This is a genomic window from Citrobacter sp. BDA59-3 (assembly GCF_015167655.1).
Lineage (GTDB): Bacteria > Pseudomonadota > Gammaproteobacteria > Enterobacterales > Enterobacteriaceae > Phytobacter > Phytobacter diazotrophicus.
In genome coordinates, this window is record NZ_CP063427.1 from 79,859 (window position 1) to 98,763 (window position 18,905).

At 53.8% G+C, this 18,905-nt stretch carries 18 protein-coding genes and 1 pseudogene; 9 read left to right on the forward strand and 10 right to left on the reverse strand.

Going from position 1 to position 18,905, the window contains the following annotated elements; translation table 11 throughout:
- Nucleotides 1–23: 23 nt before the first annotated feature.
- Nucleotides 24–908, reverse strand: a pseudogene (locus tag IP582_RS00390) (dihydrodipicolinate synthase family protein); the annotation flags it as partial.
- A 165-nt stretch (nucleotides 909–1,073) separates the two neighbouring features.
- Between IP582_RS00390 and yiiM the strand changes: the two are divergent.
- Complete coding sequence (gene yiiM / locus IP582_RS00395) at nucleotides 1,074–1,748, forward strand: 6-hydroxyaminopurine reductase (protein WP_193794790.1); 675 nt, start codon at nucleotides 1,074–1,076, stop codon at nucleotides 1,746–1,748.
- Between the two features lie 36 nt (nucleotides 1,749–1,784).
- Here yiiM and cpxA read toward each other — a convergent pair whose 3' ends face one another.
- Together cpxA and cpxR are read right to left on the reverse strand one after the other, a co-directional pair.
- Nucleotides 1,785–3,158: an envelope stress sensor histidine kinase CpxA gene (gene cpxA, locus IP582_RS00400; RefSeq protein WP_039077317.1), complete on the reverse strand. Its 1,374-nt coding sequence runs from the start codon at nucleotides 3,156–3,158 to the stop codon at nucleotides 1,785–1,787.
- Nucleotides 3,155–3,853 carry an envelope stress response regulator transcription factor CpxR gene (gene cpxR / locus IP582_RS00405; RefSeq protein ID WP_039077316.1) on the reverse strand — a complete coding sequence of 233 codons (699 nt, stop codon included), beginning with the start codon at nucleotides 3,851–3,853 and terminating at the stop codon, nucleotides 3,155–3,157. The genes cpxA and cpxR overlap by 4 nt, the downstream gene beginning before the upstream one ends.
- A 151-nt stretch (nucleotides 3,854–4,004) precedes the next feature.
- Here cpxR and cpxP point away from each other — a divergent pair, with 151 nt between their 5' ends.
- The 6 genes from cpxP (at nucleotide 4,005) to IP582_RS00435 (ending at nucleotide 10,078) form a co-directional block, all read left to right on the forward strand.
- Nucleotides 4,005–4,505 carry a cell-envelope stress modulator CpxP gene (gene cpxP / locus IP582_RS00410; protein WP_193796161.1) on the forward strand — a complete coding sequence of 167 codons (501 nt, stop codon included), beginning with the start codon at nucleotides 4,005–4,007 and terminating at the stop codon, nucleotides 4,503–4,505.
- Between the two features lie 157 nt (nucleotides 4,506–4,662).
- The gene (fieF, locus tag IP582_RS00415) at nucleotides 4,663–5,547 is read left to right on the forward strand and encodes a CDF family cation-efflux transporter FieF (RefSeq protein ID WP_039077315.1); all 885 of its coding nucleotides are present in this window, start codon (nucleotides 4,663–4,665) and stop codon (nucleotides 5,545–5,547) included.
- 201 nt (nucleotides 5,548–5,748) lie between these two features.
- Nucleotides 5,749–6,711 carry a 6-phosphofructokinase gene (gene pfkA, locus IP582_RS00420; RefSeq protein ID WP_039077314.1) on the forward strand — a complete coding sequence of 321 codons (963 nt, stop codon included), beginning with the start codon at nucleotides 5,749–5,751 and terminating at the stop codon, nucleotides 6,709–6,711.
- A 147-nt stretch (nucleotides 6,712–6,858) separates the two neighbouring features.
- Nucleotides 6,859–7,848 (forward strand): sulfate ABC transporter substrate-binding protein, encoded by a 990-nt coding sequence (locus tag IP582_RS00425; RefSeq protein WP_039077313.1) that lies wholly within the window; start codon nucleotides 6,859–6,861, stop codon nucleotides 7,846–7,848.
- Nucleotides 7,849–7,944: 96 nt separating this feature from the next.
- Nucleotides 7,945–8,700 (forward strand): CDP-diacylglycerol diphosphatase, encoded by a 756-nt coding sequence (gene cdh, locus IP582_RS00430; RefSeq protein WP_193794791.1) that lies wholly within the window; start codon nucleotides 7,945–7,947, stop codon nucleotides 8,698–8,700.
- Nucleotides 8,701–8,773: 73 nt separating this feature from the next.
- Complete coding sequence (locus IP582_RS00435) at nucleotides 8,774–10,078, forward strand: SLC13 family permease (protein WP_193794792.1); 1,305 nt, start codon at nucleotides 8,774–8,776, stop codon at nucleotides 10,076–10,078.
- 70 nt (nucleotides 10,079–10,148) lie between these two features.
- Here the strand turns inward: IP582_RS00435 and IP582_RS00440 are convergent, their stop codons facing one another.
- A complete protein-coding gene (locus IP582_RS00440) occupies nucleotides 10,149–11,075 on the reverse strand; it encodes a LysR family transcriptional regulator (RefSeq protein ID WP_193794793.1) in 927 nt (308 codons plus the stop codon).
- Between the two features lie 81 nt (nucleotides 11,076–11,156).
- On the opposite strand from IP582_RS00440, the gene IP582_RS00445 reads away from it, so the two are divergent.
- Nucleotides 11,157–12,110 carry an MBL fold metallo-hydrolase gene (locus tag IP582_RS00445; RefSeq protein WP_193794794.1) on the forward strand — a complete coding sequence of 318 codons (954 nt, stop codon included), beginning with the start codon at nucleotides 11,157–11,159 and terminating at the stop codon, nucleotides 12,108–12,110.
- Between the two features lie 140 nt (nucleotides 12,111–12,250).
- Here IP582_RS00445 and tpiA read toward each other — a convergent pair whose 3' ends face one another.
- Together tpiA and IP582_RS00455 are read right to left on the reverse strand one after the other, a co-directional pair.
- A complete protein-coding gene (gene tpiA / locus IP582_RS00450; protein ID WP_039077308.1) occupies nucleotides 12,251–13,015 on the reverse strand; it encodes a triose-phosphate isomerase in 765 nt (254 codons plus the stop codon).
- Between the two features lie 110 nt (nucleotides 13,016–13,125).
- Nucleotides 13,126–13,713 carry a DUF1454 family protein gene (locus tag IP582_RS00455; RefSeq protein ID WP_193794795.1) on the reverse strand — a complete coding sequence of 196 codons (588 nt, stop codon included), beginning with the start codon at nucleotides 13,711–13,713 and terminating at the stop codon, nucleotides 13,126–13,128.
- A gap of 112 nt (nucleotides 13,714–13,825) precedes the next feature.
- Here IP582_RS00455 and IP582_RS00460 point away from each other — a divergent pair, with 112 nt between their 5' ends.
- Nucleotides 13,826–14,245, forward strand: coding sequence for a DUF805 domain-containing protein (locus IP582_RS00460; protein WP_039077306.1), 420 nt, complete (start codon nucleotides 13,826–13,828; stop codon nucleotides 14,243–14,245).
- Here the strand turns inward: IP582_RS00460 and fpr are convergent, their stop codons facing one another.
- The 4 genes from fpr to IP582_RS00480 form a co-directional block, all read right to left on the reverse strand.
- A complete protein-coding gene (gene fpr, locus IP582_RS00465) occupies nucleotides 14,246–14,992 on the reverse strand; it encodes a ferredoxin--NADP(+) reductase (RefSeq protein ID WP_039077305.1) in 747 nt (248 codons plus the stop codon). It lies immediately after the preceding gene.
- 96 nt (nucleotides 14,993–15,088) lie between these two features.
- Nucleotides 15,089–16,099, reverse strand: a complete 1,011-nt coding sequence (glpX, locus tag IP582_RS00470) for a class II fructose-bisphosphatase (RefSeq protein ID WP_193794796.1) — start codon at nucleotides 16,097–16,099, stop codon at nucleotides 15,089–15,091.
- A 196-nt stretch (nucleotides 16,100–16,295) separates the two neighbouring features.
- Nucleotides 16,296–17,804, reverse strand: coding sequence for a glycerol kinase GlpK (gene glpK / locus IP582_RS00475; protein WP_193794797.1), 1,509 nt, complete (start codon nucleotides 17,802–17,804; stop codon nucleotides 16,296–16,298).
- 21 nt (nucleotides 17,805–17,825) lie between these two features.
- The gene (locus IP582_RS00480; RefSeq protein ID WP_193794798.1) at nucleotides 17,826–18,674 is read right to left on the reverse strand and encodes an MIP/aquaporin family protein; all 849 of its coding nucleotides are present in this window, start codon (nucleotides 18,672–18,674) and stop codon (nucleotides 17,826–17,828) included.
- Between the last annotated feature and the right edge of the window lie 231 nt (nucleotides 18,675–18,905).

Consider the following 18,905-nt stretch of genomic DNA (forward strand, 5'->3'; position numbering starts at 1 on the left):
ACCGGCCTTTTCAGGCCGGTTTTTTAATGGCCGATACCGAAAACCTCATCAACCTTCGCACATTGTGCTGGCGTGAGTTCGCCGCCAAAATTGCGGGACGTTGCACCGCAATAGCCAAATTTCCGTGCCACTACGGTTTTGATAGTGGTAACGAAATCCTCGCCAATCGTGTAAATCGACATGAATTTGCCTGTCTCGCGTTGGGCTTCATGTAGCGTAGCCAAATCGTTTTGCTTCCACGCATCCCGGGCCCTGACAAACAGTTCCGGCATTACGTTATTGAGGCCAGAGATAACCCCCGCGCCGCCTGCGAGAAGATTGGGGATGAAGTATTCGTCATACCCCGACAGCACGGCGAAATCATCACGGATTTTCTCGGTTGCCAGAATGATATTGCGCGTATGCGACTGGCAATCGACCGTGTCTTTTATGCCAGCAAAGTGTGGGAATTCCGCTGCCAGGGTGGCGACGATTTCCGGCGTCAGATCGCAGCCAGTCCTGGCCGGGAAATTATAGGCAAACCATTTGCCGCTCAGCCGTTGCCCCAGGTGGCGGAAGTAGCTCAGCAGTTGTGCAGACGTTTGCCCATAGTAATAAGGGGGCAGCACCATAACGGCATCGTAGCCCGTGCGGAAGGCTTCATCCGCCATCCACTCCACATCATTCAGGCATGTCGAGGAAACGTTCGCGACCAGGGTGCCGGGAGTCATACCGCGCACTTCGCGGATAAGCATGAGCCGTTCATCAAGGGTGAAAGAGGCAAATTCGCCGATACTGCCCATCAGCAACACCACGTCAATTCTGGCGTCGGTCAGGCGTGAAATATGCTGTTCCAATCCGTTCAGGTCGATTTTACCGGCAGGTGTCATGGGCGTAATGGACGGGCACCAGACGCCATAAAATTCATTTTATTTCACGTCACTGTCTCCTTGAATATGAAATTGGTTTCACTTCTGTTAATTCATAGCACGTTCATATAAAACGCAGGCGTATCGGTGTCGCATTTCTGCACGATTTATTGCTAAAAAGTGTGGTCTAATACGCCGATGATGGGTGAGCCCGGGAGAGAGGAAATGCAGCATCCGGTGAATGTTTTTACAGGAAAAATAAAGGATTATAAGGACAGCAGACCCAGCGCAATTGCCAAGTTGCAGGTGGAAGGAGAGTTGATGTTAACGGATCTGGGGTTAGTCGGTGATGAGCAGGCGGAGACGTCCTACCACGGCGGCCCGGACCGGGCGCTTTGTCATTATCCCCGCGAACACTACGCTCACTGGAAGACGACGTTTCCCGAACAGGCGGCGCTTTTCTTCGCCCCGGCATTTGGCGAGAACCTCTCGACCGAAGGGTTGACGGAAAGAAATGTCTTTATTGGCGATATTTTTCGTTGGGGAAATGCGCTCATTCAGGTGACGCAGCCGCGCTCGCCCTGTTTCAAACTTAACTTTCACTTCTCCATCAGCGACATGTCTTCGCAGATGCAGGCGAGTGGGCGTGTTGGCTGGCTTTATCGGGTTATTACAGGCGGTAAAGTGAGCGCCGATGCGCCGCTGGAACTGGTATCACGTAACAGCGATGTGAGCGTCCTCGATGCCGCTGCAATCGCCTGGCATATGCCGTTTGATGATGAGCAATATCGTCGGCTGATGTCCGCCGCCGGGCTTTCGGCCAGTTGGACAAGGACGATGCAAAATCGGCGAAGTAGCGGGAAAATCGAAGACAACGCCCGGCGTTTGCGGGGTAAGTAGCAGTATCCCCCCGCCCGGTAAGGCGAGGGGAAATGCTCAGGCGCGTTTATACAGCGGGATCCATAACGTCAAGCGTAAACCGCCGAGCGGGCTGTCGTCGGCTTTCACCCAACCGCGATGCTGCTGCATAGCGGTTTCAACAATTGCCAGCCCTAAACCTGTCCCGCCTGATGCGCGATCGCGCGCTTCATCGGTACGGTAGAACGGGCGGAAGATTTGCTCGCGGTCCTCCGGGCTGACGCCCGGGCCGTCATCGTCCACGTTAATGGTGATGCCGTCTTTATCGACCGAGAAACTCACTTCAATTTTGGTGTGCGAATAACGCAGGGCGTTACGCACGATATTTTCCAGCGCGCTTTCCAGTGCATTCGGGTTGCCGTACAGCGGCCACGGGCCAGGCGGGAAATTCACCGTCAGGGATTTACCCATCTGTTCCGCTTCGAACGCGGCGTTATCGAGCACCTCATTCCACAACTGATTAGCTTTGACCGTTTCACTGACCAGCGCGTTTTTCTGCTGATTACGCGACATGACCAACAGGTCGTTGATCATACTGTCCAGTCGCTGTGCTTCCGTTTCGATACGCTCCAGCTCTTTGCTCTCGCCGCTGCGACGACGCAACAGCGCGGTGCCGAGCTGTAGCCGCGTTAACGGTGTCCGTAGTTCGTGGGAAATATCGGACAGGAGCCGTTGCTGGGCGGTCATCATGCGCTCCAGCGCCATGACCATCTGGTTAAAACTGGTGCCCGCAGCGAGGAATTCTTGCGGCCCGGCTTCCAGCTCAGGATGCTGTCGCAAGTTGCCCTGTGCCACTTCATCTGCCGCGTTTTTCAGCTTACGCGCGGGTTTTGCCAGGCTCCACGCCAGCCACAGCAGCAGCGGCGAGCTGATAAGCATTGTGACAATCAGCAACAGGAGAGGGCGGTCAAACAGCAGGTTGATAAAGTCAGACTGAGAACTACTTGCAGGTCGAATAAGATAGAGCTGGTAATTGTCCTCACCGTCGCGAACGGAAAAAGGCCCTACCAGCTCTACCCGACCATATTTTTTCTTTTGCGGGTGATCTGAGTTATCCGCCTGACCAATAAAGTTGCGGATAATCTGCATTTCATTGCGTTCGGCGCCAATCACGCGCCCTTCGCTGGTCACCAGCAACAAACGTTGCCCCGGAGGGGCCCATTTGTCGATTGCGCGAAACAGCCTGCGCCACCACATCAAATCGTTGGGTGGATCATTGGCCAGTTCCGCTTCAACGTGCTGTTCAATCATCACGCCCTGACGTTGTTCGCTATCAAGCAACTCCGTCATCTGGCGGGAATCAAGCTTTGGAACCATCAGGACCAGCATCAGCACCAGTGCCAGCGTTAACCAGAAAATGGCGAAGATGCGGGCGGTCAAACTTCCTATCATGAAGCGGATACCATCAAGTAGCCCCGGCCTCGTAAGGTTTTAAACCACGGATGACCATCTTTGCGGTCCGGTAACTTACGGCGCAGGTTAGAGATGTGCATATCAATCGCGCGGTCAAACGGCGTTAAGCGTTTACCCAGCACTTCCTGGCTTAAATGTTCACGGGAAACCACCTGGCCCAAATGCTGTGCCAGCAGATAGAGCAGGGTGAATTCGGTACCGGTCAGCTCCAGCGATTGACCATCGAAACTGGCTTCCTGACGACCTGGGTTGAGGCTCAGACCGTCGACTTCCAGCGTCGGCGAACCGTTGTCCGTATTTTGCTGCTGTTCGCTCCAGTGGGAACGGCGCAAAATCGCACGGATACGCGCGACCAGTTCGCGGTCGTTAAACGGTTTTGGCAGATAGTCGTCCGCGCCCAGCTCAAGGCCGAGTACGCGATCCAGTTCGCTGCCTCGTGCAGTCAACATAATGACGGGAGTCTGGTGTGTCTGGCGTAGCTCTTTAAGGGTATCAATACCGTTTTTCTTCGGCATCATGACGTCGAGCAAAAGCAAATCGATGCTGTCATCAAGGAGGTTGAGCGCCTGTTCCCCGTCGTGGGCAACCAGTACGTTAAAACCTTCCATGTCGAGCAGCTCTTTTAACAGGGATGTAAGCTCTCGGTCATCATCTACTAAAAGAATTTTATTCATTGTTTAAATACCTCCGAGGCAGAAATTACGTCATCAAGGCTCGCTAATCCATGACTTTACGTTGTTTTACACCCCCTGACGCATGTTTGCAGCCTGAATCGTAGACTCATTATCGTTGATTCGCGACATAGAAAGTTTTTGGGAGCAAATGATGCGCAAAGTTACCGCTGCCGTCATGGCCTCAACACTGGCGCTAAGTGCTTTTAGCCAGGCTGCTGAAGTCGTAACAGGCGATAACTGGCACCCGACTGAGGGATTCGCGCAGCGTTCCAGTCAGAGCCATATGTTCGACGGCATACATTTAACCGAACATCAGCGTCAACAGATGCGAGATCTAATGCAGCAGGCAAGGCACGACAGGCCCCCTGTTAATGTTAGCGAAATGGAGACAATGCATCGCCTTGTCACCGCAGAAAATTTTGATGAAAACGCTGTGCGCGTTCAGGCCGAGAAAATGGCGCAGGAGCAGATAAGTCGTCAGGTTGAAATGGCGAAAGTCCGCAACCAGATGTATCACCTGCTCACTCCTGATCAGCAAGCGGTTTTGAACCAGAAACATCAGCAACGGATGATTCAACTGCGTGAAATGACGCAGATGCAGCAAAGTTCACCGTTGAGAGTATTGAGTAGTAGCACCCAGCGTTCCCAGTAGTCAGTAGTAATGAACCCTGTTTTCCTTGCCATAGACACCATCCCTGTCTTCCCCCTCATGATGAGGGGGTTTTTTTTGCTCCGAATTCAGCCACCTGATTTTCCTCCGATTGAGTTGCCTTTCGTTATACTACGCACAGAAAAGCGTGGGAGCATTTATGATTGAATCTTATGGGCGCCTGGTCAGTCGCGCAGCTATCGCTGCGACGATCATGGCATCGTCATTATTGGTCATTAAAATTTTTGCATGGTGGTACACCGGGTCGGTTAGTATCCTGGCCGCACTGGTGGACTCGCTGGTGGATATTGCCGCATCGCTGACTAATTTGCTGGTGGTGCGCTACTCACTGCAGCCTGCGGACGACGAGCATACTTTTGGACACGGGAAAGCAGAATCGCTGGCGGCGCTGGCACAAAGCATGTTTATTTCAGGTTCAGCATTATTTCTGTTTTTAACCGGTATTCAGCATCTGGCGAACCCTGAACCGATGCGTGCGCCCGGTATTGGGGTTGTGGTGACGGTGATCGCGTTGGTCTGTACTGTGATACTCGTCACTTTTCAGCGTTGGGTTGTGCGAAAAACTCAAAGCCAGGCGGTGCGGGCAGATATGCTTCATTATCAGTCTGATGTTATGATGAACGGTGCAATTCTCATCGCCCTGGGGCTGTCATGGTACGGCTGGCATCGGGCGGATGCCCTCTTCGCACTGGGGATTGGCGGATATATTTTGTACAGCGCGCTGCATATGGGTTATGACGCGGTTCAGTCTTTACTGGATCGGGCATTACCCGATGCCGAACGGCAGGAAATTTTCGATATTGTCACTTCCTGGCCAGGCGTAAGCGGCGCGCACGATCTTCGCACGCGGCAGTCAGGGCCGACCCGCTTTATTCAAATACATTTGGAAATGGACGATAACCTTCCACTGGTTCAGGCGCATATTGTGGCTGAACATGTGGAGCAGGCCATTCTCCAACGTTTTCCGGGATCGGATGTGATTATTCACCAGGATCCCTGCTCAGTAGTACCTCAAGGACGATAAGCGGATTAAGGCTGTCGTATTTCGTTGTAAAAGAAGTGAGTCAGACCCGATTTTTGTGTATAAATTACCGCCATATGGTCTGACCTGAATCAATTCAGCAAGCGGCAGTTGATATAATATTGCAGCATAGATGTTTACTCCCTCGCGGAGTTTTTTGGCCAACAGAACATTATTTTTGCATTCCTAAGTTCAGAGGTAGTCATGATTAAGAAAATCGGTGTGTTGACAAGTGGCGGTGATGCGCCGGGCATGAACGCAGCAATTCGTGGCGTGGTCCGTGCAGCATTGACTGAAGGTCTGGAAGTAGCGGGTATTTACGATGGTTATCTCGGCCTGTACGAAGACCGCATGATTCAACTCGACCGCTATAGCGTGTCTGACATGATTAACCGTGGCGGTACATTCCTTGGTTCTGCCCGTTTCCCGGAATTCCGTGAAGAACATGTCCGCGCCGTGGCTATTGAGAACATGAAAAAGCGCGGCATTGATGCGCTGGTCGTTATCGGCGGTGACGGTTCCTATATGGGGGCGAAACGTCTGACAGAAATGGGCTTTCCATGCATCGGCCTGCCAGGCACTATCGACAACGATGTTGCCGGTACTGACTATACCATCGGTTACTTCACCGCGCTGCATACCGTGGTAGAAGCTATCGACCGTCTGCGTGACACCTCTTCTTCTCACCAGCGTATTTCCATCGTTGAAGTGATGGGCCGCTACTGTGGCGACCTGACGCTGGCGGCGGCTATTGCTGGTGGTTGCGAATTTATCGTTCTGCCGGAAGTTGAATTCAGCCGCGAAGATCTGGTCGCTGAAATCAAAGCGGGCATTGCGAAAGGTAAAAAACACGCGATCGTGGCGATCACTGAGCACATCTGTGATATCGATGAACTGGCAAAATATATCGAAGCCGAAACGCAGCGCGAAACCCGTGCGACCGTTCTGGGTCATATTCAACGCGGCGGTTCCCCGGTTCCTTACGACCGTATTCTCGCTTCCCGCATGGGCGCATACGCAATTGAACTGCTGCTACAGGGCCACGGTGGCCGTTGTGTCGGTATCCAGAACGAGAAGATGGTTCATCATGACATCATCGACGCTATCGAGAACATGAAGCGTCCGTTCAAAGGCGACTGGCTGGACTGCGCTAAGAAACTGTACTGATTACCTTAAACGCCCTCCCCTGAGAGGGCGTTTCTTTACCTTCTGTTATTTCCTAAAGTTATAGCCAATCTTTTTTTATTCTTTAATCATTGGTCTGCTTTCTGGCAGGCTGAGCACATCAAAATAGATAACCTGAGAGAGTGGGCGATGAATAAATGGGGCGTGGGGTTAACTTTGCTGCTGGCATCCGGCAGCGTTCTGGCAAAGGATATTCAGTTATTAAACGTTTCGTACGATCCAACACGCGAATTGTACGAGCAATACAACAAAGCGTTCAGCGCCCACTGGAAACAGGAAACGGGCGATAACGTCACGATTCGTCAGTCACACGGCGGCTCAGGCAAACAGGCAACCTCGGTTATCAACGGTCTTGATGCCGATGTCGTGACCCTGGCGCTGGCGTATGATGTTGATGCGATTGCCGAGCGTGGCAGCATCGACAAAAACTGGATCAAACGCCTGCCGGATAACTCCGCACCTTACACCTCCACCATCGTTTTCCTGGTACGTAAAGGCAACCCAAAACAGATTCATGACTGGAATGATTTAATCAAACCGGGCGTGTCGGTCATTACCCCGAACCCGAAAAGCTCTGGCGGCGCACGCTGGAACTACCTGGCTGCGTGGGGTTATGCCCTGCATCAGAACGGTGGCGATCAGGCTAAAGCGCAGGAGTTCGTGAAAGCGCTGTATAAAAACGTCGAAGTGCTGGACTCCGGTGCGCGCGGCGCGACCAATACCTTCGTAGAACGTGGTATCGGCGATGTGCTGATTGCCTGGGAAAACGAAGCGCTGCTGGCAACGAACGAGCTGGGCAAAGATAAGTTTGAAATCGTGACGCCAAGTGAATCCATTCTTGCGGAGCCAACCGTGTCTGTTGTCGATAAAGTTGTCGAGAAGAAAGGCACGCAGAAAGTGGCAGAAGCTTACCTGAAATATCTCTACTCCCCGGAAGGGCAGGAGATAGCGGCGAAGAACTTCTACCGTCCGCGTGACAAAGACGTGGCGGCAAAATACGCAAACGAATTCCCGAAACTGAAATTGTTCACCATTGACGATGTCTTTGGCGGCTGGACGAAAGCGCAGAAAGAGCACTTCTCCAACGGCGGCAAGTTCGACGAAATCAGCAAACGCTAACCTTACTCTTCCAGCGGCCCTTAACAGGGCCGTTTTCGTTTTATCCCAACCGATCTCTGCGCTATGCTTCCTGTTCCTCCCTGTAAGGAGAGATCGATGAAAACAGTGCGCCTGTTTGGCATAGCGTTGTTGATTGCGGTGGCTGCGGCCGTGGTGGGTGGCGAATACTGGTGGAACAGCAGTAAACGGGACGTATTGCGTCATATCGTGCTTGAGCAGTGTGTGCCGAATCAGCGGAACAACCATCTACCCACGCCCTGTGCGCAGGTCAATCTCGACAGTGGTTACGTGTTGCTTAAAGACCGCAACGGGCCATTACAGTATCTGCTGATGCCAACATACCGTATCAACGGTATTGAAAGCCCGCTGTTATTAAAATCCCACACACCCAATTTTCTGTGGCAGGCCTGGCAATCGCGCGGCGTGCTGGGTAAAACGCGGGGAACCCCACTCCCGGATAATGCCCTGTCGCTGACAATTAACTCTCGCGTCGGACGTACCCAGAACCATTTCCATATCCATATTTCTTGCCTGCGCGAAGACGTGCGTGTGAAGCTTGATCAGCAAGCCTCGCGTATCAGCAGTCAGTGGCTGGCCTTTCCGGGCGGCATTCTTGGGCATCCTTATCTGGCGCGCCGCGTGACGGAAGCCGAACTGGTACAGCGAAGCCCGTTCTTAATGCTGGCGGAAGAGGTGCCGACAGCGCGTGAACATATGGGGCGCTACGGCATGGCGATGGTACAGCAGGCTGATGGCTCCTTTGTGCTGTTGGCAACGGAGCGTAATCTGCTCGTCTTTAACCGTGGTTCCGCCGAGGAAATTCAGGATCATCAATGTAATATACTGAAATAGCCCCACCAGATTTGGCGTTTACCAGGCAAGCCTGTCGCCGTAGACTTGCCGACAAATTCTACAGGAGACAGGTATGTCGCTCTGGTTTATTCACCCTCTGTTTCTGCCTTCCATTATTATTGGTCTCACTATCGTGCTGTGGGCTACCTCGTTGCTGCCGGAATTCATCACGGCGCTGCTGTTTTTTGCCGCCGCGATGGTGGCGAAGATTGCGCCGCCGGATGTCATTTTCGGCGGTTTTGCCTCCTCCGCTTTCTGGCTGGTATTTAGCGGTTTTGTCCTGGGGGTCGCCATTCGGAAAACGGGCCTGGCCGACCGGGCCGCGCGGGCGCTGTCGGCCAGGCTAACCGATTCGTGGTTGCAAATGGTCGCAAGCGTTGTATTGCTGAGCTATGCGCTGGCGTTTGTTATGCCGTCAAACATGGGACGTATTGCTCTGCTGATGCCAATTGTGGCGGCGATGGCGGCGCGTGCGGGCATCAACGAAGGGACGCGCTCCTGGTATGGCCTTGCGCTGGCGGTGGGGTTTGGCACCTTCCAGTTGTCGGCGACGATTTTACCCGCCAATGTGCCCAATCTGGTGATGAGCGGGGCGGCGGAAGGATCCTACGGTATTCATCTCAACTATCTGCCGTATCTGCTGCTGCATACGCCGGTGCTGGGCATTCTGAAAGGCCTCATCCTGATTGGGCTTATCTGCTGGCTTTTCCCCGGGCAGCCGCATGCGCCAAAAGACCTTACGCCACCGGAACCCATGAGCCCGGAGGAGAAGCGCCTTGCCTGGCTGCTGGCGGTGGTCTTAACGATGTGGGTCACGGAGAGCTGGCACGGCATTGGCCCGGCCTGGACGGGGCTGGCTGCCGCCTGTATTACTCTGCTGCCGCGCGTTGGGTTTATTAATGGTGATGAGTTTTCCAGTGGGGTAAATATCCGCACCTGTATTTATGTCGCCGGGATCCTTGGGCTGGCCATTACGGTCACGCAAACGGGGATTGGGGCGGCGGTAGGGAATGCGCTGCTGCACATCATGCCGCTGGATCCGGCCCATCCTTTTACCAGCTTCCTGGCGCTCACCGGCACCACGACCGCGCTCAACTTCATTATGACGGCGAATGGTGTACCTGCGCTTTTCACCACGCTGGCGCAGAGTTTTTCCGATGCAACGGGCTTCCCGCTACTGTCGGTGATTATGATTCAGGTGTTGGGCTATTCCACACCACTGCTGCCGTATCAGGCGTCACCGATCGTAGTGGCCATGGCATTAGGCAAAGTGCCGGCGCGGGCGGGGATGTTGTTGTGTATTGCCCTGGCGGTGGCAACGTATCTGGTGCTGCTGCCGCTGGATTATGCGTGGTTTAGTGTGCTGGGGAAATTGTAGTTCTGGCGCGATCTGCCCCTCACACTGGCCTTTGTGGGGGGCTACCAAGTCTGTACAAAGACGAGGTGAATTACGGCAGTGCGTTTATGACCTTGTGTAATACCGTTCTTAGCCAGTTCAGCGGCATATCGTTATCACAGCATTTATGCCACAGCAGCGAGAGGGCAATTTCCGGCGTCTCAACCGGAACGGGGCTACAGCGTAAACCGTAATGGGAAATCCAGTCGGCAGCCAGCCCGGAGGGGACGGTCGCTAAAGCGGGTATGCGTTTCAGCAGCGGCGGCAGAGAAGAAAAATGCGGCGTAACGTAACGCACCCTTCGTGATTTCCCCTGCAATGCTAACTGTTCGTCGACGGCGCTCCATGCCGCACCGCGATAGGAAACCAGTACGTGGTCATGCTCCACGTAATCATTTACCGTCAGCGGTGCTTCCAGCGAAAGCTGATCGGGGTGCCAGAACGTACAAAAGTTGAGTGAACGGAGATGTTCACGCCTCAACGTGGCGGCGGTGCTCTGACCAACCGAAATCGCCAGGTCTATCTCCCTTTGGATCACTTGCTCACCATCCCGGAACGGATCGCTGGCTGCCACCTGCAAGGTGATTCCCGGCGCTTCGCTCGTCATGTATGCCTGTAATTCCGGCATCAGCCAGCGCTCCACCCAGTCGCTCATCCCCAGACGAAACACATGGCTTGCCTTCGCCGGGATAAATGACGGTGGTTGAAAAAGAACATACTGCATCTGTTCCATCAGGGGGCCGATTGAGGCAATAAGCGCTTCAGCACGCGGCGTCGGTACCATGCCTCCTGCGGTACGCACAAAGAGGGGATCGTCGAACATGTCACGCAACCTGGCCAGCGCATTACTGACCGCCGGTTGCCCCAGATGCAGTTTTTCAGCGGTACGTGACACGCTGCCTTCCCGCTGCAGGACAAACAGTACCGTCAACAAATTCAGATCGATACGATGAAAATCATTTTCTCTGATAGTGAACATTATATTAATCAATTTGAGTGATACTGGTTTGCTGAGGATACTGCTGAGCACGGTCAAATGACACTGTGATGAGGCAATTTTATGAAAATGATACTGGCGCTGATGGCGACACTTCTCTTTTCCAGCCAGCTTCTGGCCGCCGGGCAGACGAGTGCGCTGGATGAACAGGCTCCCGGTTACTATCGCATGAAACTGGGCAAGCTGCGGGTTACCGCCGTATCCGACGGCACGGTGACGGTCCCCCTGAATAAACTGCTGACGAACATCTCACCGGAAAAATTACGCCAGGCGATGGCTGGCGAAGCAATGACGCCGCAGGCAGAAACCTCGATTAACGCCTATGTCATCGACGATGGCAAAAAACGTATTTTAGTGGATACCGGCGCCGGTGAGCTGTTCGGTAGTCAGGGTGGGCATCTGCTGGAAAACCTTGCCGCAGCAGGGTATCCGGCTGAATCCATTAATGATGTATTACTGACCCATATTCATGCCGATCACTCTGGCGGTGTGTCACGTGCCGGCAAACCTGCCTTTGCGAATGCTGACGTGTATGTGGACAAACGCGATGTCGACTTCTGGCTTAACCCGTCAAACGTCAATAAGGTGGAGCCAGGTGAAGCACACACTTTTGCTGAAAGTGAGAAGACGCTTCGTCCGGTCATCAATGCCGGGCGGCTAAAAACATTCCAGGCGCCTGCAGCTCTTATGGAGGGGATCCGTGCGGAACCTACCGCGGGTCATACGCCGGGCAGCGTACTGTATCGTGTGGAAAGTGAAGGTCAGACACTGGTTTTATGGGGCGATATTATCCACGCCAAAGCGGTACAAATGCCCGATCCGCACGTGGCAATACACTTTGACGTCAACCGCCAGCAGGCCATTAAAACGCGGGAGCGTGTGCTCAAACAGGCTGCGGAGCAGGGGTATTGGGTCGCCGCCGCACATATTTCTTTTCCGGGGTTTGGCCATGTAAAGCGTGAGGGAGACGGGTATCGCTGGGTGGAAAGTAACTATACGACCCAGTTAGGACAATAACCTGCATAGATTCTGGATGCCCGCATCGATAAAGCCGGGGCGGTAACCTGGTAAACAGCGTATCTCTCCCCCTGAGGGGAGAGATAACGTGAACATTTCCCCGCCTTAACAGGCAGTGAGTGCTCACAGGGACAAGCGAATTACGCTTTTGCTGCTTCTGCCGCTTTAACGATCACCGCGAAAGCGTCAGCCTTCAGGGATGCACCGCCAACCAGCGCGCCGTCGATATCCGGCTGGGTGAACAGCTCAGCCGCGTTAGCCGCGTTAACGGAACCGCCGTACTGGATGATAACCTGCTCAGCTACTTTCGCGTCTGCTTTAGCAATGTGGTCACGGATGAATTTGTGAACCGCCTGAGCCTGAGCCGGCGTCGCGGATTTGCCGGTGCCGATTGCCCATACTGGTTCGTAAGCGATGACTGCGCCTTCGAATGCCGCTGCGCCCTGAGTTTTCAGAACTGCGTCGATCTGACGCGCACACACTTCTTCGGTTTTGCCCGCTTCGTTTTCTGCTTCGGTTTCACCGATGCACAGAACCGGGATCAGACCTTGTTCTTTCAGAACGGCGAATTTTTTAGCAATGAGTTCGTCAGATTCTGCGTGGTAAGTACGACGCTCGGAGTGGCCGATAATGATGTACTGCGCGCCGATATCTTTGAGCATTTCAGCGGAGGTTTCGCCGGTGAATGCGCCAGACAGGTTAACGTCGACGTTCTGAGCGCCCAGAATGATGTGGCTGCCTGCAGCGGCTTGCTTAGCCAGATCCAGGTACATAGCCGGCGGAGCGATAGCAACGCCACAGCCTGTCACGCCAGCCAGCTCTTTACGCAGGTTAGCTACCAGTTCGTTTACCATGTGGCGGCTGCCGTTCAGTTTCCAGTTACCCATCACTAAAGGATGTCGCATTTGAATTCTCCACGCTATAAGAGCGAATTTAAGTAAGATGTCTGCCCGTCAGGGCAGTTTGGTCTGTGAAACAGTATAGAGATTCGTCATGGGAAAGGCTTTGCTTTTTGTCATTTATTGTCGCCTTCCAGGCTTTCAGATAGCGCCAGCTTAATCGGTTCAACAGCGAAGGTCAGCCCCTTTTCGCCGTCATCTGCTACAACATAACGGATAGCCCCTTCCGTTTCGGCATACCAGAGCTTGTTTTTGCCGTTGTTCAGTAATTTTTGCAGCTTTTGCAGACTTTGCGCTTTGGTCAGCGTCGGTGAAAACGCGCGAATCAATGCCGCCATATACTCCTGGGCTTTCGCTTTGGCCGCCTTTTGCTCTGGCCCCCGGACCGGTAGCCAGGTCATCTGCATGGATTTAATTTTCAACGTGCCGCGTTCCAGCGCCGTGGAGGCATACAGGTTGTCGTTAATTTTGGTCGCGGCGCGGGTCAGGCGTTCAGTATCACCACGCGAATCGACAGCGCGAAATTCATTGAGCTGCAGGTCGGGATTATCTTCGTTGAATTTTTCCCTGAACTGGCTGATGGATTGTTCGAAGGTGGGAGCACCCGGCAGCAGATACGGGGCGGCCGCCGCAGGTAGCGTATCCTCTGCGATGGCATAGTGGTTGATGAAGAGCACCGTAAACAGGAGCCACCAGGTTTTCATTAACATCGTCCTCACTTCTCTTTGCTCACGATTAAAACGATAACAGTCTGGCTTGTCAAAAACTCACGCGACCAGGGTAAACTACGCAGCACTACAATTAAAGGAACCTTACATGGGTATTCAGCAGTGGTTGTTCTCATTTAAAGGCCGCATTGGTCGTCGTGATTTCTGGATCTGGACCGTTATCTGGGTGCTGGCGATGGCGGCGTTGTTTTACGCGGTCAGTTTTGAACTTCTGGCCAGCCAAAATGCCGCGTTTATGCTGGTTTGCCTGCTCTGGCCAACCGCGTGTGTGATTGTGAAACGACTGCATGACCGCAATAAGTCTGGCAGTTGGTCGTTGTTATTTATTCTTGCCTGGATGCTGCTGGCAGGGCACTGGGAGATACTTGGCGGTACATGGCAATGGGTTGTTGGCCGCTTCGTGCCGGTGCTGATTATGGTGACAATGCTCATCGACCTGGGCGCGTTTATTGGCACCCAGGGCGAGAACAAGTTCGGCAAAGATACGCTTGAAGTACAGTTCCGCTGATCACCAGTAGTGTTCGGCGGTAATGTGGCCCGGGCGGCGGCGCAGGTGTTTCGCCATCTGCCGGGTCTCTTTCAGTAACTGCTGGGTGTCGCGCACCATCTGCGGGTTGCCGCAGAGCATGACGTGGCTGGTGTCGCTGTTCATCGGCAATCCCACCGCCGCTTCCAGTGCGCCGTTCTCAATCAGCGCAGGGACACGTCCCGTGAGCGATCCGGGCACGGTTTCCCGGCTGACCACCGTTTGAATCCGCAATTTGCCTTCATAGCGTTTCTGCAGTTCGAGCATCAGCGGCAGATAGCTTAAATCCGCGGCATAACGCACCGCATGCACCAGCACCAGATTTTTGAAGCGATCCAGGTCCTTTCCTTCCTGCAGGATAGACAAATAAGGCCCAATCGCGGTCCCGGTCGCCAGCATCCACAGCGTGTCACAGTCCGGTACCTCTTCAAGAACAAAGAAGCCTGCCGCCTCGCTGACAATCAATACCTCATCGTCGGGCTGTAAGGCAGCCAGGCGCGGGCTGAGTTTGCCCTCAGGGACGGTAACCAGATAAAATTCCAGGTCGGGGCTGCCTGGGGCGTTGACGTAGGAGTAGGCACGCTGTACCCGTTCGCCATCGATTTCGAGGCCCAGTTTGGCAAATTGCCCGGCAGTGAAGGGATGAACGGGGGCATGAACGGTCAGGCTGAACAATGCGTCGGTCCAGAACTCGACTTTTACGACTTTTCCTGTAACCCAGTCGGCCATGATTTTCTCCTGTTCAGAATCATTGCCTTATCTTCGTCGTGAATGGGAAGGATTTCCAGCCCGGATGGGCCGGAAAGCTCTCCCTGATAAATAATCTTACAGAATGTGCGTCTGCACGTCCGGATCTTTGCGATCCAGGTAGTGAATGGACTTGATACGGCGAATGGTGCGCGATTTCCCGCGAATCAGCAGGGTTTCGGTGGTAGCGATATTGCCTTTACGGCTAATGCCGTCCAGCAGGTCGCCTTTGGTAATTCCGGTTGCGGAAAAAATCACGTTATCGCTGCGTGCCATTTCATCCAGGCGCAGTACTTTATCGGCCTCAATGCCCATCGCCTGGCAGCGTGCCAGTTCAATTTCCCCGATACGACGGTTCTCTTCGTTGTCGCCTTTCACGTGATGACGTGCCAGCAAGCGGCCATTCATATCGCCATCGAGCGCGCGGATGACGGCGGCTGAGACGACACCTTCCGGCGCACCGCCAATACCGTAGAGAACATCGACTTCACTGTCCGGCATACAGGTCAGAATGGAGGCCGCAACGTCGCCATCCGGAATAGCGAAAACGCGGACACCAAGCTTCTGCATTTCAGCGATGGTGGCGTCGTGGCGAGGTTTGGCCAGAATCGTCACCGTCAGCTCACTGAGCGGTTTACCGAGCGCATGAGCAACATTACGCAGGTTATCGGCAAGTGGCAGGTTCAGGTCGATAGTGCCTTTCGCGCCAGGGCCGACAATCAGTTTTTCCATGTACATATCCGGCGCATTGAGGAAGCAGCCTTGATCACCCACAGCCAGTACTGCCAGGGCGTTAGCCTGACCCATGGCGGTCATGCGGGTGCCTTCAATTGGGTCAACGGCTATATCCACTGCGTCGCCTTTACCGGTACCGACTTTTTCACCGATATAGAGCATTGGGGCTTCGTCGATTTCCCCTTCGCCAATCACAATGGTCCCGGCGATATTGACCTGGTTAAGCATGATGCGCATGGCGTGAACGGCAGCACCGTCGGCGGTATTCTTGTCGCCGCGACCCAGCCACTTATAGCCAGCCAGCGCCGCTGCTTCGGTCACGCGGGAAAATTCAATGGCAAGTTCTCGTCTCATAGCAAACTCGTGAAGTGAAAGAAATTGCGCGAAGTTTAACACACAGAGCAGGTCCGGGCGCGGTCTGGTCCTCTCGCCCTGGCTCTCTCTCCAAAGGAAAGAGGGACGAACCAGCGTGAATTTTGGGGCAGAAGGTGAGCGAGCGTGCGGGGCAGGTTTTTGCCCTCTCCCCCTAAAGGGAGAGGGTAGGGGGAGATTACTCGTCGCGCTCTTCCCATGCCAGCGCGCGTTTCACCGCTTTTTTCCAGCCCTCGTAACGGTAGTTACGTTCGGTGGTTTCGATGCCCGGACGGAATTCGCGCTCAATGACCGCTTTTTCCTGCAGTTCGTCCAGGTTTTGCCAGAAGCCAACTGCAAGACCCGCCAGGTAAGCTGCGCCCAGCGCCGTAACTTCACGCACTTCCGGACGCTCCACGCGGGTGCCCAGAATGTCCGACTGGAACTGCATCAGGAAATTGTTGGCTACCGCACCGCCATCCACACGCAGGGCGTGCAGACGAATGCCGGAGTCAGCCTGCATGGCTTCCAGTACATCACGCGTCTGGTAGGCAATAGATTCCAGCGTTGCGCGAATGATGTGGTTTGAGTTTACGCCACGGGTCAGACCGAAAATCGCGCCACGTGCATACGGGTCCCAGTACGGTGCGCCCAGGCCGGTAAAGGCAGGCACTACATAGACGCCGTTGGTGTCTTTCACTTTGGTAGCGAAATATTCCGAATCAAACGCATCGCTGATCAGTTTCATCTCGTCGCGAAGCCACTGGATTGACGCACCTGCCATGAATACCGCACCTTCCAGCGCGTAATTCACTTCGCCAGTCGGTCCGCATGCGATGGTCGTCAGCAGACCATTTTCTGATTTCACCGCTTTTTCGCCAGTGTTCATCAGCATAAAGCATCCAGTGCCGTAGGTGTTCTTCGCCATCCCTTCTTTGACGCACAACTGACCGAACAGCGCTGCCTGTTGGTCACCGGCGATCCCGGCGATAGGAATACGTGTACCGCCTTTACCACCGATGTTGGTCTGGCCATAGACTTCAGACGATTTACGCACTTCCGGCAGCATGGCGCGCGGGATATCCAGCGCATCCAGCATTTTGTCGTCCCACTCCAGGGTATTGATGTTGAACAGCATGGTACGGGAGGCGTTGGTGTAGTCAGTTACGTGTACACGGCCCTGGGTCATTTTCCAGATAAGCCAGGTATCGACGGTACCGAACAGCAGCTCGCCACGCTTCGCACGTTCGCGAGAGCCTTCAACATGATCGAGAATCCACTTCACTTTGGTGCCGGAGAAATACGGGTCAACCACCAGACCTGTTGCGTTACGCACGTACTCTTCCATGCCATCACGTTTGAGCTGCTCACAGATTTCTGATGTACGACGGCACTGCCAGACAATGGCGTTATAAATAGGTTTACCGGTTTCGCGCTCCCAGACGATGGTCGTTTCACGTTGGTTGGTGATACCAATCGCGGCGATTTCATCTGAATTGATATCCGCTTTAGCCAGCACTTCTACCAGCGTGGAGCTTTGCGTTGCCCAGATTTCCATTGGGTCATGCTCAACCCAGCCTGGCTTAGGATAAATTTGTTCGAATTCGCGCTGCGAAACGCTGATGATGTTGGCGTCATGATCCATTACGACGGCGCGGGAGCTGGTGGTACCCTGGTCCAGCGCAACGATATATTTCTTTTCAGTCATGATTTATGTCCCGTAGTCACATTACAGCGGAGCTTTTTGTTGTGAAGTTGTGGTGGCGTTTTTGTCATCTTCCACAGCACAAACGTCACACGGTAAATTACGGCCAATCAGTTTACGATAACCGAAGGCACCCAGTGATGCGCCGACAATAGGCCCAAACAGCGGTACGAGAAAGTAAGGAATATCTTTCCCACCGGTAAAGGCGACATTGCCCCAGCCAGCCAGCCAGGCGAACGCTTTCGGTCCGATATCACGAGCAGGATTCATCGCAAACCCGGTCAGCGGACCCATAGAGGCACCAATAACAGCAATCAGCAGGCCAATCAGCAGCGGAGCAAGCGGGCCACGCGGGATCCCGTTGCCATCGTCGCCCAGCGCCATGATGACGCCCATCAGAACCGCGGTAATCACCATCTCAACAGCAAAGGCCTGGAAGAAATTGATGTGCGGGTTAGGGTAGGTTGAAAAGATGCCTGCCAGATCGAGGCTTTCGACGCTGCCACGCACCATATGGTGAGTTTGTTCGAAATCGAAGAAAAGATTGTAATAAAGCCCGTAAACAAGTGCGGCCGCGCAGAATGCGCCAGCAAATTGAGAAGCAATAAAGGGTACAACTTTGCGCCCGTCGAAGCAGGCAAACAGCCACAATGCAATGGTCACAGCCGGGTTAAGGTGTGCGCCGGAAACCCCTGCGGTCAGGTAGATGGCCATCGCCACGCCCAGACCCCAAATGATACTGATTTCCCACTGTCCGAAGCTGGCACCTGCTACTTTAAGTGCCGCAACGCAGCCCACACCGAAGAAAATCAACAACCCGGTGCCGAGAAACTCGGCGATGCACTGACCTTTTAAGGTTGAGGTTTGACTCATAATCGGATCCTGCAAAGAGTTTAATGGTTATAGTTTGCATGGAGGGAGAAGACTCCAAGATGCCGTGTAGACATACTGTTAATTTATCGTTAACGAGCAAAAACGAGAAATATCGAAATCAAAATGTGTGTACTGCGTCAATAAAATGAGCGTTTTCGCGCGATGAGGCGCGTTTGCGAAGGAGGGAGAAGTGTGAGCTGAATCATTTTTGTAACCCTCAATTTAACAATT

Excerpts from the sequence above, each read along its gene's own strand:
- glpX (WP_193794796.1), bottom strand. The coding sequence starts at position 16,099 with ATGAGACGAGAACTTGCCATTGAATTTTCCCGCGTGACCGAAGCAGCG.
- cpxA (WP_039077317.1), bottom strand. The coding sequence starts at position 3,158 with ATGATAGGAAGTTTGACCGCCCGCATCTTCGCCATTTTCTGGTTAACG.
- IP582_RS00455 (WP_193794795.1), bottom strand. The coding sequence starts at position 13,713 with ATGAAAACCTGGTGGCTCCTGTTTACGGTGCTCTTCATCAACCACTAT.
- yiiM (WP_193794790.1), top strand. The coding sequence starts at position 1,074 with ATGCAGCATCCGGTGAATGTTTTTACAGGAAAAATAAAGGATTATAAG.
- IP582_RS00425 (WP_039077313.1), top strand. The coding sequence starts at position 6,859 with ATGAATAAATGGGGCGTGGGGTTAACTTTGCTGCTGGCATCCGGCAGC.
- IP582_RS00480 (WP_193794798.1), bottom strand. The coding sequence starts at position 18,674 with ATGAGTCAAACCTCAACCTTAAAAGGTCAGTGCATCGCCGAGTTTCTC.
- glpK (WP_193794797.1), bottom strand. The coding sequence starts at position 17,804 with ATGACTGAAAAGAAATATATCGTTGCGCTGGACCAGGGTACCACCAGC.
- IP582_RS00440 (WP_193794793.1), bottom strand. The coding sequence starts at position 11,075 with ATGTTCACTATCAGAGAAAATGATTTTCATCGTATCGATCTGAATTTG.
- fieF (WP_039077315.1), top strand. The coding sequence starts at position 4,663 with ATGATTGAATCTTATGGGCGCCTGGTCAGTCGCGCAGCTATCGCTGCG.
- cpxR (WP_039077316.1), bottom strand. The coding sequence starts at position 3,853 with ATGAATAAAATTCTTTTAGTAGATGATGACCGAGAGCTTACATCCCTG.
- pfkA (WP_039077314.1), top strand. The coding sequence starts at position 5,749 with ATGATTAAGAAAATCGGTGTGTTGACAAGTGGCGGTGATGCGCCGGGC.
- tpiA (WP_039077308.1), bottom strand. The coding sequence starts at position 13,015 with ATGCGACATCCTTTAGTGATGGGTAACTGGAAACTGAACGGCAGCCGC.
- cdh (WP_193794791.1), top strand. The coding sequence starts at position 7,945 with ATGAAAACAGTGCGCCTGTTTGGCATAGCGTTGTTGATTGCGGTGGCT.
- IP582_RS00460 (WP_039077306.1), top strand. The coding sequence starts at position 13,826 with ATGGGTATTCAGCAGTGGTTGTTCTCATTTAAAGGCCGCATTGGTCGT.
- fpr (WP_039077305.1), bottom strand. The coding sequence starts at position 14,992 with ATGGCCGACTGGGTTACAGGAAAAGTCGTAAAAGTCGAGTTCTGGACC.
- cpxP (WP_193796161.1), top strand. The coding sequence starts at position 4,005 with ATGCGCAAAGTTACCGCTGCCGTCATGGCCTCAACACTGGCGCTAAGT.
- IP582_RS00445 (WP_193794794.1), top strand. The coding sequence starts at position 11,157 with ATGAAAATGATACTGGCGCTGATGGCGACACTTCTCTTTTCCAGCCAG.
- IP582_RS00435 (WP_193794792.1), top strand. The coding sequence starts at position 8,774 with ATGTCGCTCTGGTTTATTCACCCTCTGTTTCTGCCTTCCATTATTATT.